At 31.0% G+C, this 16,494-nt stretch carries 16 protein-coding genes and 4 tRNA genes; 5 read left to right on the top strand and 15 right to left on the bottom strand.

What is annotated here, in order from left to right; translation table 11 throughout:
• The first annotated feature begins 34 nt into the window (after positions 1-34).
• Together AJ889_RS01345 and AJ889_RS01340 are read left to right on the top strand one after the other, a co-directional pair.
• On the top strand, positions 35-1,285 hold the full coding sequence (locus tag AJ889_RS01345; protein WP_002851351.1) for an amino acid transporter: 1,251 nt from the start codon (positions 35-37) through the stop codon (positions 1,283-1,285).
• A gap of 14 nt (positions 1,286-1,299) precedes the next feature.
• Positions 1,300-2,664 (top strand): L-serine ammonia-lyase, encoded by a 1,365-nt coding sequence (locus AJ889_RS01340; protein WP_002873884.1) that lies wholly within the window; start codon positions 1,300-1,302, stop codon positions 2,662-2,664.
• Positions 2,665-2,671: 7 nt separating this feature from the next.
• Here the strand turns inward: AJ889_RS01340 and AJ889_RS01335 are convergent, their stop codons facing one another.
• The 7 genes from AJ889_RS01335 to AJ889_RS01305 all read right to left on the bottom strand — a co-directional run bounded on the left by AJ889_RS01335 (position 2,672) and on the right by AJ889_RS01305 (position 5,583).
• The gene (locus AJ889_RS01335; RefSeq protein ID WP_002935061.1) at positions 2,672-3,193 is read right to left on the bottom strand and encodes a hypothetical protein; all 522 of its coding nucleotides are present in this window, start codon (positions 3,191-3,193) and stop codon (positions 2,672-2,674) included.
• A complete protein-coding gene (gene ribD / locus AJ889_RS01330) occupies positions 3,174-4,154 on the bottom strand; it encodes a bifunctional diaminohydroxyphosphoribosylaminopyrimidine deaminase/5-amino-6-(5-phosphoribosylamino)uracil reductase RibD (RefSeq protein ID WP_002935060.1) in 981 nt (326 codons plus the stop codon). The genes AJ889_RS01335 and ribD overlap by 20 nt, the downstream gene beginning before the upstream one ends.
• A 231-nt stretch (positions 4,155-4,385) precedes the next feature.
• Positions 4,386-4,473: transfer RNA gene (locus AJ889_RS01325), tRNA-Ser, on the bottom strand.
• Between the two features lie 21 nt (positions 4,474-4,494).
• Positions 4,495-4,568, bottom strand: a tRNA-Cys gene (locus tag AJ889_RS01320).
• Positions 4,569-4,586: 18 nt separating this feature from the next.
• A tRNA-Leu gene (locus tag AJ889_RS01315) sits at positions 4,587-4,675 on the bottom strand.
• 9 nt (positions 4,676-4,684) lie between these two features.
• A tRNA-Gly gene (locus tag AJ889_RS01310) sits at positions 4,685-4,759 on the bottom strand.
• Positions 4,760-4,830: 71 nt separating this feature from the next.
• Entirely contained in the window at positions 4,831-5,583 is a 753-nt protein-coding gene (locus AJ889_RS01305) for a hypothetical protein (protein ID WP_002909849.1), read from the bottom strand.
• 72 nt (positions 5,584-5,655) lie between these two features.
• On the opposite strand from AJ889_RS01305, the gene mutY reads away from it, so the two are divergent.
• Entirely contained in the window at positions 5,656-6,675 is a 1,020-nt protein-coding gene (mutY, locus tag AJ889_RS01300; protein WP_002860074.1) for an A/G-specific adenine glycosylase, read from the top strand.
• Here mutY and AJ889_RS01295 read toward each other — a convergent pair.
• Positions 6,661-7,920 carry an MFS transporter gene (locus AJ889_RS01295; protein WP_002874088.1) on the bottom strand — a complete coding sequence of 420 codons (1,260 nt, stop codon included), beginning with the start codon at positions 7,918-7,920 and terminating at the stop codon, positions 6,661-6,663. The genes mutY and AJ889_RS01295 overlap by 15 nt on opposite strands.
• A gap of 165 nt (positions 7,921-8,085) precedes the next feature.
• Between AJ889_RS01295 and AJ889_RS01290 the strand changes: the two genes are divergently transcribed.
• On the top strand, positions 8,086-8,943 hold the full coding sequence (locus AJ889_RS01290; RefSeq protein ID WP_032584493.1) for a radical SAM/SPASM domain-containing protein: 858 nt from the start codon (positions 8,086-8,088) through the stop codon (positions 8,941-8,943).
• Here AJ889_RS01290 and AJ889_RS01285 read toward each other — a convergent pair.
• The 4 genes from AJ889_RS01285 to AJ889_RS01270 are packed head-to-tail and all read right to left on the bottom strand — an operon-like array spanning position 8,940 to position 13,603.
• Positions 8,940-9,746, bottom strand: coding sequence for an ABC transporter substrate-binding protein (locus AJ889_RS01285; RefSeq protein WP_002868296.1), 807 nt, complete (start codon positions 9,744-9,746; stop codon positions 8,940-8,942). The two genes, AJ889_RS01290 and AJ889_RS01285, sit on opposite strands and share 4 nt — an antisense overlap.
• Positions 9,743-10,519: an ABC transporter ATP-binding protein gene (locus AJ889_RS01280; protein WP_002868297.1), complete on the bottom strand. Its 777-nt coding sequence runs from the start codon at positions 10,517-10,519 to the stop codon at positions 9,743-9,745. Before AJ889_RS01280 ends, AJ889_RS01285 begins: the two co-directional genes overlap by 4 nt.
• On the bottom strand, positions 10,519-11,505 hold the full coding sequence (locus AJ889_RS01275; RefSeq protein ID WP_002851460.1) for an iron ABC transporter permease: 987 nt from the start codon (positions 11,503-11,505) through the stop codon (positions 10,519-10,521). Before AJ889_RS01275 ends, AJ889_RS01280 begins: the two co-directional genes overlap by 1 nt.
• On the bottom strand, positions 11,480-13,603 hold the full coding sequence (locus AJ889_RS01270) for a TonB-dependent receptor (protein ID WP_002935133.1): 2,124 nt from the start codon (positions 13,601-13,603) through the stop codon (positions 11,480-11,482). Before AJ889_RS01270 ends, AJ889_RS01275 begins: the two co-directional genes overlap by 26 nt.
• A gap of 193 nt (positions 13,604-13,796) precedes the next feature.
• Between AJ889_RS01270 and AJ889_RS01265 the strand changes: the two genes are divergently transcribed.
• A complete protein-coding gene (locus AJ889_RS01265; protein WP_002856189.1) occupies positions 13,797-14,552 on the top strand; it encodes a HugZ family heme oxygenase in 756 nt (251 codons plus the stop codon).
• Positions 14,553-14,565: 13 nt separating this feature from the next.
• Here the strand turns inward: AJ889_RS01265 and prfA are convergent, their stop codons facing one another.
• The 3 genes from prfA to AJ889_RS01250 all read right to left on the bottom strand — a co-directional run bounded on the left by prfA (position 14,566) and on the right by AJ889_RS01250 (position 16,494).
• On the bottom strand, positions 14,566-15,633 hold the full coding sequence (gene prfA / locus AJ889_RS01260; RefSeq protein ID WP_002868299.1) for a peptide chain release factor 1: 1,068 nt from the start codon (positions 15,631-15,633) through the stop codon (positions 14,566-14,568).
• 18 nt (positions 15,634-15,651) lie between these two features.
• Positions 15,652-15,915: a 30S ribosomal protein S20 gene (rpsT, locus tag AJ889_RS01255; protein WP_002856547.1), complete on the bottom strand. Its 264-nt coding sequence runs from the start codon at positions 15,913-15,915 to the stop codon at positions 15,652-15,654.
• A 78-nt stretch (positions 15,916-15,993) separates the two neighbouring features.
• The gene (locus AJ889_RS01250; protein ID WP_002851418.1) at positions 15,994-16,494 is read right to left on the bottom strand and encodes a phosphatidylglycerophosphatase A; all 501 of its coding nucleotides are present in this window, start codon (positions 16,492-16,494) and stop codon (positions 15,994-15,996) included.

Genomic DNA, 16,494 nt, shown 5'->3' with positions numbered 1-16,494 from the left:
AAAAGAGATGTAATCTTAAATTTAAGGAAGAATAATGAATACTCCTAAATGGACTAGTCACGATACAAGGTGGGTTTTATCTCTTTTTGGAACAGCTATTGGAGCCGGCGTACTTTTGTTGCCTATTAGTGCTGGGCTTGGTGGATTGATACCTTTGTTAGTTATACTTGTTTTAGCTTTTCCTATGACTTACTTAGCTCATAGAAATTTATGTCGCTTTGTGCTTTCAAGTTCTAATCCAAAAGATGATATTACTTTTGTTGCAGAAAGTTATTTTGGCAAGGGCGGTGGATTTTTAATTACACTTTTGTATTTTTTTGCTATTTTGCCTATTTTATTGGTTTATAGTGCTAATCTTACAACAACTTTGCTTGAGTTCTTAATCAATCAGTTCAATTTCAATGCAGATCTTACTCATGCTGCTCGTTGGTGGGTGAGTTTTTTGATTGTTGGAGTTTTGGTTTTGATTTCTATTCTTGGTGAAAATGTTGTAACAAAAGCAATGAGTTTTCTTGTTTTTCCTTTTATTATATTTTTATTTATTTTTTCATTGCTTTTAATTCCACAATGGAATTTATCGTTATTTGCAAATGTTGATTTTTCCGTAATTTCAACAAGTAATTTTTGGGTTACTTTATGGCTTGTTATTCCTGTGATGGTATTTAGTTTTAATCACTCTCCTATCATTTCTTCACTTGCTTGTTATTGTAAAAAAGAATATGGTGGTTATGCTGAACCTCGCGCTAGAAAAATTATTTCTTTGGCAATTATTCTTATGGTTTTTGTTGTAATGTTTTTTGTTTTTTCTTGTGCTTTAACCTTTACACCAGAAGATTTTGCATCAGCAAAAGATCAAAATATCAATATTCTTACTTTTATAGCAAATAAATTTCCTGAAGTTTCTTTGCTAGCTTATGTTGGACCTATTGTTGCACTTGTGGCTATTAGCAAAAGTTTCTTAGGGCATTATCTTGGTTCTCAAGAAGGCTTAAATGGTATTTTATATAAAGCAAGTAATGGTAGAATTCAAGGTAAATTCGCTCAAACTTTAACAGCGATCATTACCTTTGCTATCGCGTGGCTTGTTGCGTATAAAAATCCAAGTGTTATAGGAATTATCGAGGCTATTGGTGGTCCTGTTTTGGCTATTTTGCTTTTCTTAATGCCGCTTTATTGTATTTATCGTTTTGATATTTTGGCAAGGTTTCGTAATAAATTTTTAGATCTTTTTGTTTTGGTAATGGGGATAGTTGCAATTTCTGCTGCAATTCATGATCTTTTATAAATTAAGGATAAAAAATGAGTAATTTAAGCATTTTTAAAATAGGTGTTGGCCCTTCTTCTTCTCATACTTTAGGGCCTATGCTTGCTGGAAATTTATTTTGTAAAAAAGTTGCTAAAAAGCTTGATGAAATTGATAGAGTTGAGGTTACTCTTTATGGTTCTTTGTCGTTAACAGGCAAAGGACACTTGAGTGATAAGGCTGTGATTTGGGGGTTAAATGGCTTAGAAGCTAAAAATTTAAGTGCGGCAATACAAGATGAAGTAAATAAAAATGCTATTGAAAATGCTCAAATTGATTTTTGTGGCGAGAAAAAACTTAGTTTTAATTATGAAAAAGATTTGATATTTTCTAAAGATTTTTTACCTTTACATGAGAATGGTATGAAAATTAAAGCTTATGATTGTAAAGGTGGGTTAGTTGATGAGGAAACTTATTATTCTGTAGGTGGAGGCTTTGTTTTAACAGCTGCGGAATTAGAAAAAAAAGGTAAAAATTCTAACCAAAATAAAAAGAAAAAACTAGATATAGAGCTTAATAACGCTAAAGAAGCTTTAGAGCTTTGCGATAAAAGAGATTGGGATTTGGCAGAGCTTTCTTATCGTTATGAATTGCAATTTCACACTAAAGAGGAAATTTGTGCTTATTGTCTTGAAATTTGGGAAGTGATGCAAGAAGTGTATTATAATGGTACGCACCCGAATGAAGATTATTTGCCTGGAAAACTTCATTTAAAGCGTAGAGCTAAAGGACTTAAAGAAAGAGTAGCGATGACAGCTGATCCTATGGGTATTATCGATTTTATTTCTTTATATGCTATTGCGATTGCTGAAGAAAATGCTAGCGGAGCAAAAGTCGTAACCGCACCAACAAATGGAGCATGTGCTGTTATCCCTGCTGTTATGCTTTATCTTAAAAATCATACTATAGGTTTTAGTGATGAAAAGGCTATAGAGTTTTTATTAACAGCAATGCTTATAGGTTCTTTTTATAAGAAAAATGCAAGTATTAGCGGAGCAGAAGCAGGTTGTCAAGCAGAAATTGGTAGTGCTAGTTCTATGGCAGCTGCGGCTATGGCAACAGTTTTAGGAGCTAATGCTTTTAAAGCATGTAATGCTGCTGAAATGGCAATGGAACATCATCTAGGTCTAACTTGCGATCCAGTTGCAGGACTTGTGCAAATTCCTTGCATAGAAAGAAATGCCTTTGGAGCCATTAAGGCCATAAGTGCTGCTAGAATGGCAATGACACGCAAATCCACTCCTATGGTAAGCCTTGATGAGGTTATAGAAACCATGTATGAAACAGGAAAAGATATGAATTATAAATATAAAGAAACTTCTTTAGGTGGTCTTGCTACAAATTTAAAAACAGTATGCTAAAGTGTTTTTACACTTTAGTGTATTTTTTCATTCTTTGACTTAAAAATTCTTTCATTTCTTCTTTGGAAAAACTTTTAAGAATGCGAATTTGCTTAAAAAGCAAGCCAAGATTGATTACTCCCATCACTAAAAGCAATAAGCAAATCATTAAAAAAAGAAGATCTATGGCTCCAAATTCATTAATCATAGCCAAACTTGCAAAAAATACACTCGCTAATAACAAAAAAAATAAAAGCAATATTTGTTTTAATTTTGCCTCATTAAAATTATCGCAATTTTGAGTGAAATTTCTAAAAAGTATGATCTTTTTACCCAAATTTGAAACTAAAATTTCATCATTTTCCTTAAATAAGCCTTCTTTTAAACTTTGATAAAAAAAGATTTCATTATTTAAATTTAAAGCATCTTTGTAGCTTGATAAGGTGTAGTCTTTGTAAAAAAAGGATTTTAATTCATTTTTCTTTTCTATTTTAAATAATCTTAAATCATTTCTCGCATAAAAAAATCCACTAAAGTTCATAAATGCCATAAGTATCACTCCCTAAAAAATTCCTATAAAGTGGCTTGAAATTTAAAGGTATTGTAACATTTTTTTCATCATTTAAACTTGAACTTTGGAAAATCAAAAACATATCTATTTCATCTTTAAAGGTTTTGAGAAAATTTTCTCCACCCTCATACATTAAAAATTTAGCTTCACTTGGAATTTGGGTATAAATTTGGCGGTTTGGAACTTTAAATAAAGGGATATTTTTATCAAAATTATCTATATTTTGACGGCTTAAGATACAAAGATTAGGCGCTTTTGCTTTGCAAAGCCTAGCATCTAATATAGGGCAATCTTTTCTTATGGTTTCTCCACCGACTACAAGCAAATCAATCACCGCTCTAATTTCATGTGCATAAGTGCGACTTAGCTCATTGCTTACGATTTTGCCAAAAGGCGAGCCATTCATAGAAAGGGCTAATTTAAAAAGTTTAAATTGCCCTTTTTGCCATTTTAAAAAAGGTTTTAAAAGTTTTTTTCCTTCTTCTTTAAGTATGTCAAATTCAACCTCTATGCCTTGTTTTTTTAAAAATTCAGCCCCACCACTTGCGATTTTATTTCCATCTTTAACGCTGATGAAAATTTTTTTAAAACCTAGCTCGCTAAAGAGTTTTGCACAAGGAGGCGTTTTTCCTTGATGAGAGCAAGGCTCAAGTGTGACAAAAGCTATGCTATCTTTAAATACACCTTGATGGTTTTTGCAAATAAACTCATGCAAGGCGTTTGCTTCTTTGGGCAATGAAATTTCAGGTCTTAAGCTTTTAAAAGCATGAGCTATGGCATTAAGTTCCGCATGAGCTAATCCAGCTTTTTCATGAGCTTTTATGGCTAAAATTTTTTCATTTTTATCTAAGATTACACAGCCTACAGCCGGATTTGGATAGGTTAAAAACTGATATTTCCAAGCCTCATTTAAAGCTAAATTCATATAAAATTCTTTCATTTGCCTACCTTATATTTTAAAATTTGACATATTTTTAAAATTTTATATTTTTGTTTTAAGATAACAAATTCTAAATTTTCCATTTGTATTTCTTATTTTTAATTATATTAGCCATAGTTTTTTTAAGTTTTTTAGGATATAACGAAAATAGTAAGATTGAAGTATTATTTTTCATTTGTAGTATCCTTTAAATTAGGAATGATATAAGCTTGATAAACTAGAAAGTTTTGGTGGCCGGGAGAAAGGGATTCGAACCCCTGGAGGTGTGACCCTCAACGGTTTTCAAGACCGCCGCTTTCGACCACTCAGCCATCTCCCGATAAAGTAAAGTTTTGCCTTTTGGAGGCGACATCCGGATTCGAACCGGAGATCAAGGCTTTGCAGGCCCATGCCTTACCGCTTGGCTATGTCGCCCTGATAATGTTGAAAAAGTGGTGCCCGAGGCCGGACTTGAACCGGCACGGAAGAAAAATTCCGAGGGATTTTAAGTCCCTTGTGTCTACCAATTCCACCACCCGGGCGGGTGATTATGGAGCGGGAAACGAGATTCGAACTCGCGACCCCAACCTTGGCAAGGTTGTGCTCTACCCCTGAGCTATTCCCGCATAAATTTCTGAAAGAATTGAAGATAAAAGTATAGCAAAATAAACTTAAAAGGAGTTTATTTTGCCTTAAGTTATTTGCAAATAAATAAAGCTTTCGCGCTTAAAATTTGTTCTTTTTCGCTGATAATTGGAGATGAAAGTTCTATATTGTCAGATTTTGCATTTAACATTCTAGGTGCGATATTGGCATTTGTATTTACTTGTAAATTTTTCAATACACAAGTTTTATTAAGATCTAAAGAGTAAGTTTTTTCATATTCGTATGATGTTTTTAAAAGCTCTTTGTAGAGATTTTCTTTGTTGTTGTTTAGTGTATCTTTTGAAAATTTTGTTTGTATGGCTGGTGTTGAAACGCTGATGAAATTATTTTTAGCTATGATAGAATTGATGTCATTTAAAAGCTTGTTAAAATCTGCAAGTTGGTTTTCTTTAAATTCACATTCTAAATTCGCATCAAATCTTTGACCTTTTGGAGTTTGTATACCATCTTTATAGGAAAAATTAGGCTCTAAAGAAAAACTTCCTCCGCTACAAAAATTTTCTTTTTTTGAGCGTTCTAAAATTTGATTGAAAGTATTTGTGATTTCGGCTTTTTCACTATTGTCTAATGTAATTTTTGAACTTAAATTTTCATTTGCCCAAAAATTAATATTTGCATATAAAATATCGGGTTTTAGCGTATTGCTTACTTCTATATTTCTTGAAAAATATAAATCATGATTAGAGTCTTTTTTGCCTAAAAATTCTACATTAAAAACTACTCCTGCAACAAAAAGTAATAAACATAAAAAACCTACACCTAAACCTTTAAAAAAAGCTAACATGGATATCCTTAATAATTTAATTTGAGCTAATTTTAGCAAAAAATTTTAAAATTTTTTGTTATACTCTCATTTATGCAAAAAAAAGAGCTTGAAAAACTACAAGAAAATTTACTTCTTTGGTATGAAAAAAATGGACGCAAAACTTTGCCTTGGCGTAATTTACAAAGTCAAAATTGTGATGAAAGTTTAAAGCATATTGATAGAGCTTATGGGGTTTATATCAGCGAAATTATGCTTCAGCAAACTCAAGTTAAATCAGTTTTAGAAAGGTTTTATTTCCCCTTTTTGCAAAAATTTCCTACTTTAGAAAGTTTGGCTAATGCTAATGAAGACGAGCTTTTAAAGGCTTGGCAAGGACTTGGTTATTACACTCGTGCTAGAAATTTAAAAAAGGCAGCTTTAGAATGCGTGGATAAGTTTGGGGCTAAATTACCTAAAGAAGTTGAGGATCTAAAAAAATTAAGCGGTATAGGAGCTTATACAGCAGGCGCTATAGCTTGTTTTGGCTACGATCAAAAGGTTTCTTTTGTTGATGGCAATATACGCCGTGTGCTTTCTCGTCTTTTTGCTTTAGAAAATCCTAGCATGAAAGAACTTGAAAAAAGAGCTAAAGAGCTTTTAAATTTAAATCATGCCTTTGATCACAACCAAGCTTTGCTTGATATAGGGGCTTTGGTTTGTGTGGGTAAAAATGCAAAGTGTGGGATTTGTCCTTTGTATGATTTTTGTCAAGGCAAATTTCATACAGAGCTTTATCCAAGAGCTAAAAAAATACTTTATGAGAGTTTAAATTTAAATCTTTTTTTGTTTGAATTTAATAAAAAATTTGCGATACAGAAAAGCCAAGATAAGCTTTATAAGGGTATGTATAATTTTCCTTTTTTTAAAGAAGGAGAGTATAAACTTTCTAAAGATATGGGTTTTGTAGGGGAGTTTAAGCACAACTATACTAAGTATAAACTTAATATCAAGGTTTATCATCAAATTTTAAACAATGAAAATAAAAATTATGAATTTAAAACCTTAAAAGAGTTAGAAAGTACCGCACTTTCGGCACTTTCTTTAAAAGCGTTAAAATTAATTAAGCTCTGATTTTTTAGGCAAACATAAAGTAGCTATAAGCATGATGATTGTAAAAATAGCTATATATATAAAAAAGCCATTTTCTATACCTGCATTTTTAAATTGTAAAGCAACCCAAGGAGCAGATCCTCCAAAAACAGCATTTGAAATAGCATAACCCAAACCTGTCCCTAAAGCTCTTACATGTTCAGGAAAAAGTTTTGCTTTAAAAATCCCAGCAACTGAAGTATAAAAACTTAAAATAACAAACAATAATACCACCAACATAAATGTCAAAGAAGGATTATTTTGTGCGTTATTGGCTATAAGTGAAAAAATAGGATAAATTCCTACCAATGCCAAAATACAAAATACAATTAAAGATCGTTTGTGACCTATTTTATCTCCTATATATCCAAAAAGAGGTTGAATGATCATTAGTATAAATAAAGCACCTAAGAAAAGATTATTAACAAGCATTTTATCCATACCTGTATTTTCCATAAAAGTTTTAGTATAAGTTGTAATAGTATAAAAAGCTAAAGAACCTCCAGAGGTAACCCCAAGTACCATTAAAAAAGGTTTCCAAGATTTGCATAATGCCTTTAAAGTACCACGATCTTCATGCTGGTGAAGTTTTGTAGCACTTTCATTCATCATTTTTCTTACAAAAAGCGAGCCTAGTGCTAAAATTCCGCCTATTGCAAAAAGTATTCTCCAAGCATAATCTTTCATATCATCAATGCTAAAAAATAAAAACATTATACTAATGCTTGCAACGGCCAAAAGTTGACCACCTATTAGGGTTACATACTGAAAAGATGAGTAAAAACCGCGTTTTCCTTCCGTAGCAAGTTCTGAAAGATAAGTAGCTGCTATGCCATACTCCCCGCCTACACTAAGACCTTGAATAAGTCTTGCTATTAAAAGCAAGATAATAGCAAGATCGCCCACTGTATCTTTGCTTGGTAAGGCTGCTATCATAAAAGAGCCCAAAGCCATTAAAACCACTGATATAACCATAGATTTCTTACGACCTACTTTATCAGCCAAAGAACCAAAAAGCCAAGAACCTATAGGACGCATAAAAAATCCTGCTGCAAAAACTCCAAAGGCATTGATTTGCTGGATAACAGGATTATCTGAAGTTGAAAAAGTATGAGCAAAATAAGTTGCTGTAAAAGCATAGATATAAAAGTCAAACCACTCTACTAAATTTCCGCTACTTGCAGCAATAATAGAGCGAATTTTTTTCGTGCGAGTAAGCTCTTGCATAAACCCTTCCTTAATTTTAGATTTTTATTTAAGTATAGTGTGATTTTTGTTTAATATATTTAAAAATAAAGAAGAGAAATAAAAAAGATAAAAATATCGATAAAAATGTTACATATTTTAATAAATTTCATAAATTTTGGTAAAATGTTTACTCTAGGAAATATAATGAAATTTAAAAAAATATATATAGAATTAAGTGATATTTGTGGTTTAAAATGCGATTTTTGTCCTTCTCGAAAAGGAATTCGCGGGGTAATGAGTGAAGAAAAATTTCAAAACTTAGCTTATGAAATTTCTAATAAAGCTGAGCTTTTTACCTTTCATCTTTTGGGCGATCCTTTGCTTTTACCTAATTTGGGAAATTATCTAAAAATCGCAAAAGATGAAGCTATGAAACTTGAAATCACTACAAGTGGCTTTTATCTAAATTCTAAAAATCAAGCTTTATTGTTAGGGTATGAGAATATCCATCAAATCAATATTTCTTTAATGTCTTTTTTAAGTCAAAGCAAAATTTCTTTAGAACAGTATTTTAAGCCTATTTTAGAACTTTGCAAAAAGCATTTAGAGCAAAAAAGCCTTTCTTTTATCAATCTAAGACTTTGGAATTTAGATGCTAATTTTAAAGCACCTAAGTCAAATTTAAAAATTTATGAGTTTTTAGCCAAAGAATTTGAAGCTAAGATCGATGCAAACTTAAGTAAAAATCGCTTACAAAGACATATTTTGCTTCATCAAAATAAACTTTTTAAATGGCCAAATTTAAAAGATAAACCCCTTTATAAAAAAGGAAAATGCCATGCTTTAAAAGAGCAAATTGGGATTTTAAGTGATGGAAGTTTAGTGCCTTGCTGTTTGGATACTAAGGCAGATATTCACTTGGGAAATGTTTTTGAAAATAACTTTGATAAGCTTTTTAAATCACCGCGTATAAAGATGATGAAAAAAGCTTTTGAAGAAGATAAACGCATAGAAAAACTTTGTCAAACTTGCGAATTTTTTAAAGCAAGATTGAGTGATTAAAAATTGTTATTTTCTAGCTTTGTTTTAAATTCTTGAATTCTATCTATTATCTTAGGACTAAGACGTAATAATATAGGTGTATCTTTGTTAAAATAAATACTTCCTGTTTTAACTGCTTTGGTATTTTTCAATAAAGCATTTGTATCTAAAAGATTATTTTTGACATCCATTCCAAGAATGAGTATATCTGGATTTTGTTTCAGTATATATTCTGCTGATATAACAGGTCTTGAAATTTGACTTTGCGGACTTAAATTTTTAATCCCTATAAGTCTTAAAATATCAGCTATTAAAGAATTATCATTAAAGGCCATTAAAGGGTTGCTAGAATAAAGATAAATCGCACTTTTATTTAGGGGTTTATCGCTTAATTTTTTTAAATTTTGAGCAAATTCTTGTTTTAAAAGCTCTGCTTCTTTTTCTTTTTTGGTGATTTGGCCTAAGGTTGTGATATTTTTTGTTATATCTTCTAAACGCTCGGCTTTTAAATTGATACTTTTGATACCAAAATTTTTAAGTCCTTCTTCTAAATTTAAAGAATAAGAGCTTAAAATCACCAAACTTGGTTTTAGTGCTACTATTTTTTCAAGTGAAGGATTTGAAAAAGTGCCTACGCTTGTAAGTTTTGAGGTTTGATCTTTAGGATAGATATTTGAGTGTTGTAAAGTGGCAATGCCTACGATTTGATCTTCAGCCTTAAGCATAAAAAGGGTTTCTATGCTTGCAGGATCAAGCACTACAAGGCGTTCTTTTGCATTTAGTGTGATTAAAAACAAACTCATAATAATTAAAATTTTTTTCATTTTTTCTCCTTTAAAGCTAAAATATAAGGTTTAGAATTTTTATAAATAATCTCGCAGTTTAAATCATAAATTTCTTTTAAAATTTCTTGAGTAAAAAGCTCTTTACTCGTTCCAAAATACTTTATCTCCCCTTCTTTTAAAAAAAGGATTTTATCGCAGAACATAGAAGCTAAATTTAAATCATGCAAGATAGCAACAACGGCTATATTTTTTTCTTTAACTAGTTTTTCGCAAAGGCTTAAAAGCTCTATAGCATAGTTTAAATCAAGGGCTGAAGTGGGTTCATCTAAAAAAAGAATTTTTGGCTTTTTAAGTAAAGCTCTTGCTAAAAGCATTCTTTGAAATTCACCTCCGCTTAAAGAAAGTATGCTTCTTTCTAGAAAATTTTCAAGTCTTAAATCCTTAGCAAATTCTTTAATTTCTAAAATATCTTCTTTAGAATAAGAACTAAAAGCATGTTTTAAATTCGCATATTTGCTCATTAAAAGCACATCGATGACTTTTAAAGGGGTGTTTAATTCTGATTTTTGAGGCACAAAGCCACAAATTTTGGCAAATTCTTTAAGAGAAAAATCCTTGATATTTGTGTTAAAAAGACTTATCTCTCCTTTATTTGGACTTAAATTTTTAAGTATAAGTTTTAAAAGAGTGCTTTTACCTGAGCCATTTGGCCCTAAAATTCCTATAAAAGCCTGATTTTTAAGTTTTAAATGAATGTTTTTTAGTAAATCTTTTTGGTGATAAGCAAAGCTTAAATCATGTATTTTTAGCATTATAAAAATCTCCTAGCACTTAAAGCCAAGTATAAAAAAATAGGAGCTCCAAAAAATGCAGTTAAAATTCCAATCGGAATTTGCACAGGAGCTAAAAGAGTTCTTGCTAAAGTATCACAAATAAGTAAAAATAATCCTCCAAATGCTGTACATAAAGGGATAACTAAGGCATTATTATAATTTTTAAGCAAAAGTCTTATAGTATGAGGAATGATGAGTCCAACAAAGCCTATAAGTCCGCTAAAAGCAACCGCAAAAGATACAGCCAAGGATGAGACAATGAGTAAATTTATCTTTAATTTTTGAGCATTTACCCCTAGATTTCTAGCTTCATCATCTCCGCTTAAAAGTATGTTTAATTCGTTTTTATGAGCGTAAAAATAAAACAAACAAAAAATTAAAGGCAAGATTAAAATTCCCACACGAAACCAAGAAGCATTGCCTATATTTCCCATAAGCCAAGCGACTATTTTAAAAGAATCCTCGCCTATAAGATAAGTGAAAAAAGAAGTGAAAGCCCCTAAAAAAGATGAAGCTGCTATGCCGATAATGAGTAAAGTTGCTATAGAAGCTTTAGAAGAAATTTTAAAAACTCCTAGGGCAAAAAAGGCAGAGCAAACAAAACCTAAAATTCCATAATAATAATCATTCAATTTTAACAAATACGCCAAAACCGCTCCAAAGGTTGCCGCAGAAGCTATACCTATGATATAAGGATCAGCTATAGGATTTGAAAATACATTTTGAGTGATAGCCCCACTACTAGCTAAAAGCATACCGATTAAAATCGCCATTATAATCCGTGGTAAGCGTCCATCTATGATTATTTGTCTTAAAATTTCATCTTGGCTAAAGATATATGAAAAAAGCTCTTTTGGATTTAAATTCTCATCTCCTAAGCAAAGTGCTGTAAAAGAAGCGATTATATAAGCTACCAAAAGCCCTATAATCACTAAAATTTTAGAATGCGTATTTAAATTCAACATAGTAGTTTCTGCCATTTCCAACTAGGTATTGATCATTTATACTGTCTTGATAGGTGTAGTATCTTTTATCGAAAAGATTGCGAATTCCTGCTAAAATTTGTAATTTTTTATAATTATATTTCATGCCAATATCTGTTAAAAAATAATCCCTTATCCAAGAATTTTTAGACATTTTTCCTGTATTTTCATCTATAGTTCCACCATCTTTTGCTCTAGAAAAATAGGTTAAATCAATAAAATTTGAGAAATTTTTATTCCAAGCGTATTCAAGCCCAGCTGTGGCTTTGATTTTTGAAACATAAGGAATTCTCATGCCGTCATTAACACCTTTAGAAATTTTAGCATCAAGATAAGTTAGACTTTCTCTAAAGATTAAATCATCATCTAAAAAATTTTGACTCAGGCTTAATTCTACTCCTAAACGGCGAGTTTGATCTATATTATAATATTTCCACCAAGATCCACTAGTAGAATGAGGGTTTCCAAGATAAGAAATTTCATCTTTGCTTAGGGTGTAAAATAAAGTTAGATTAAAGCCGTAAAAATCCCACCAAAAATCATCAATACCTAGTTCAAAGGTATCAAAGATCTCAGGATTTAAATTTGCAGAATAATACTTTTGTGAATTTTTATCCTTGTTGACAAATTGTGCTGGACTTGGAGAGACAAAACCTCTTTCGTATTTGATATAAAGCTTTCCTGTGTCTGAGTATTTAAAATTTGGAGTGATTTCAAAAGCAAAATTATTGGTGTTTTTATCGGTATCAAAAAGGGTTGTTTGGTCTGTGATCATAGGATTTGATGATGACGGTTTTCCGTTCATACTCATTTCATTTCTATAAGATCTATTGGTATTATAAGTGCTAAATTCATATCTTGCTCCACCTGAAATACTAAAAATATCATTAAATTCATGAGAATCAAGAGCGAAAATAGAATGGCTTTGTTTATCCATATCCATTAAAGTTGTCATCCTGTGATAATTTATGACACCTGGAACGCTATAATACACCAAACTCTTTCTTTTTGCATCATGGTTTGCAAATTCATAACCAAAAATAAAATAAGAATTATTTGCATAATTTAGCTTGTTTTTTAAACTTATCCCTGTAAGTGTGTCTTCAAAGCCACTTCCATTTTGATAAGCTGTAGTTCCCTTCATAGAAATTTCATCTTTTAGATAATTGATTTTTTGATTTTGCCAAAAAGCTTCTAGGTTAAATTCCCATATATCATCAAAATAGTAATGATAATCCAAAGAAATTTCAGGGCGATTGATTTGTGTGATATTATCACTCTTACCTTTTTGGGTTGGATTGCTTTGAGCTTGTGCTTTTGTTAGATAACCACTGCTAGTATTTTTGCTTTTAAAATAATTATAACCCAAAGTTAAATCGCTATTATCATTGATATCAATATAGGTTTTTGTGTTGATAAAATAACCTTTTTCATTATAACCTTCTTGATATCCATCAAGGTTAAAACTTTGTATATCAAAGCTAAAAGCTAAATTTTCATTTATTTGTTTGACGCCATTGATACCTAAATTCCCACCTAATCTACCATGATCATAAGCACTGCTTTTTAAATTTATAGCAAAAGCATCTGATTTTTGTTTTTTTGTAATGATATTAATCACACCCCCTCTAGTACCATTTCCATAAAGCACAGACCCACCCCCAGGTATGATTTCTATGCGTTCTACATTATCTAAATTGATACTATTTAGCGGGGTTACACCATGGGAATTATCAAGAACATTAATAGCACGCCCATCGATCATAACTTTTACAGCTATATTGGACTTATTTCCTTGTCCACGCATATCTATATTGCGTCCAAGTCCAAAATTTACAAAACTAATGCCCGAAATTCTTTCTAAGGCTTGTTCTAAGGAAACATAACCTTTATTTTGCAGATCTTTGCCTTCAATGCTGATTACATTGCGTAAATTTGAGTCTGCATCTTGTTCAAAACCTGTTGCACTAACAACAACTTTTTGTAGATTGATAGCTTTATTTGATTCTTGTGCATTTAAATTAGTTATTAGCAATAATGCAAATAAAGATAATTTAAAAGCTTTTTTATTTGGGTGCAAATTTTACTCCTTAAATAAAATAAATAATGATAATTTATATCATAATAATTTAGAAATAAATTTATCCTTTATTAACTTAATCTAGTATAAATTTTTGTTAAAATAGATAATTTATATATTTTAAGTGCTTTTTAATTTGATAATTGATACCATTTTTTTTAATATTTTATTTTAAAATCAAGAAAGGATAAAAATGAATTTTGAAAGCATTATTTCTCATATGAATGATCATCATAAATCAAATTTAGTCGATCTTTGTAAAAAATTTGGTGGTATTGAGCAAGTACAAGATGTTTTTCTAAAAAGTGTTGATTTTAATGGCTTAGATCTTGTTTACAATGATAAAGAAAATTTACGAGTGGAATTTCCTAAAAAAGCCGATGAAAACACGATTAAAGATGCTATAATATCCCTTTGCATGAGTGCAAAGAGCGAGCAAAATTTTAGTGGCGTAGAAAAAGAATTAAATGAATTTATGCTAAGTTTTAATTCTGTAGCTTTGGCAACTTTAAATGCAAATGGAGAAGTTGTTTGCTCGTATGCACCTTTTGTAAGCACACAATGGGGAAATTATATTTATATAAGTGAAGTAAGCGAACATTTTAACAACATCAAAGTAAATCCAAACAATATAGAAATAATGTTTTTAGAGGATGAGAGTAAAGCCGCTTCTGTGATACTTCGCAAAAGATTGCGCTATAGAGTAAATGCAAGCTTTTTAGAGAGAGGTGAAAGATTTGATCAAATTTATGATGAGTTTGAAAAACAAACCGGAGGAGAAGGAGGCATTAAAACTATACGCAAGATGCTTGATTTTCATCTAGTAAAGCTTGAATTTAAAAAAGGACGCTTTGTAAAAGGTTTTGGTCAAGCTTATGATATAGAAAATGGAAATGTTACACATGTAGGTGCTAGTGGAAATCCACATAAATTCCTACATAAGCATTAATTTATATAAAATCTTATAAATTTTGTTCTTGTAAAGCTTGGGCTTGATGATGAGTGATTAAAGGTTCTATGATTTCATCAAAAAGCCCATCTTGCATAATGGCATCTAAGCGATATAAAGTAAGATTTATTCTATGATCGCTGATACGATTTTGTGGAAAATTGTAAGTGCGAATGCGTTCACTTCTATCTCCGCTTCCTACTTGTGATTTTCTTGCTTCACTTTCTTTTGCCAGTCTTTCACTCTCTTGCATTTCATAAAGCCTTGCTTTTAGGACTTTCATCGCACTTTCTTTATTTTTGTGTTGGCTTTTTCCATCTTGATTGACTACAACTATACCTGTAGGGATATGAGTGATACGAACAGCTGAATCAGTAGTATTTACACTTTGTCCACCATGTCCTGAAGATCGCATAACATCAACTTTAAGATCGTTTGGATTGATTTCGATTTCTATATCATCAACTTCTGGCATTACTGCCACGGTGATAGCAGAAGTATGCACGCGTCCTTGGGATTCTGTTTGAGGAACTCTTTGAACACGGTGCGTTCCACCTTCATATTTAAGTCTTGAATAAGCTCCTGTTCCTTTAACAAGCATGATGATTTCTTTAAATCCACCTACACTTCCTTCACTAGAACTTACAATCTCAAGTTTATAGCCACGATTTTCAGCATATCTTGCATAAGCTTTTACAAGATCTCCTACAAATAAAGATGCCTCATCGCCACCTGCGCCTGCACGAATTTCAAGAAAAATATTTCTTTCATCATTGGGATCCTTAGGAAGAAGTAAAATTTTAATCTCTTCTTCAAGCTTTGGTTTTAATTCTTCTAAAGTTTTTAGTTCTTCTTTCGCAAGTTCCCCAAGTTCTGGATCGTTTAGCAAAGCTTTATTTTCTTCTATATTGTCTAAAGTTTTTAAATACTCTTTAGCTTTTAAAACGATAGGTTCTAAATTTTTTTGTTCTTTAGAGAGTGTAGTCATTTTACTGATATCGTTGATTATATCAGAACTGCTAAGAAGAGAATTTAACTCTTCAAAGCGTTTTAAAAAAGGATCTAGTTTGCTAGCTAACATTAAAAACTATATAGAAAATTATGCGATTTTATTTACTAAAAGGGCTAAGCGGCTTACACGGCGAGAAGCAGTTTGTTTTTTAATGAAACCGCGACTTACCATAGCATGAATGCTTTTATTAGCTACTTTTAAAGCTTCATTAGCAGCATTTTTATCTCCATTTGCTGCAGCTTCTCTTACGGCTTTAGTTATATTTTTAAGTCTTGTTCTATAGAATCTATTTCTTTCTGTTTTTTTAATAGTTTGTCTTGCTCTTTTTTCAGCAGATTTATGGTTTGCCATTTATATTTTCCTTTTTTGAAATTAAAGACTAAATTATATAAGAATAAAATTTAAAATTTAATTAATTTAAGCAAAATTTCAAAATAAGTCTTTTAAATTTATATCCCAAAAAACTAAATTAAATTTAAGTAAAAATCCATAAATTACCGCACTTAAAAGTCCAGCAAACAATCCTGCTAACATATCATCAAGCATTACACCTAGTCCGCCTTTGACTTTTTTATCTATCTTACCAATAATAGAAGGTTTTGTAATGTCAAAGAGTCTGAATAAAACAAAAGCCAAAATAAAATTGACTATCGAGTTTTCAACACTTGCTGCAATAGCACAAGCAAGAAAAACTCCAGCAACCTCATCGATAACTATGTGTTTGTCATCGTGAATTCCTGTTTTTTTTTCATAATCATCTATAACACGAATACTTGCAACAAAAATTAAAATGCTTAGTAAAAACAAAGTATTAATCCCGAGATATTTAAGTATAAAAAAAGCAGGTATTAAAGCAGCGATAGTACCAAAAGTCCCACTTGCCTTTTTTACAGAACCTGAATAAAAAAAAGTTAAAAATAATTTTTGCAT

It is taken from the genome of Campylobacter sp. BCW_6468 (genome assembly GCF_001762865.1).
Classification (GTDB): domain Bacteria; phylum Campylobacterota; class Campylobacteria; order Campylobacterales; family Campylobacteraceae; genus Campylobacter_D; species Campylobacter_D jejuni.
This window is presented reverse-complemented; position numbering and strand designations above follow the sequence as displayed.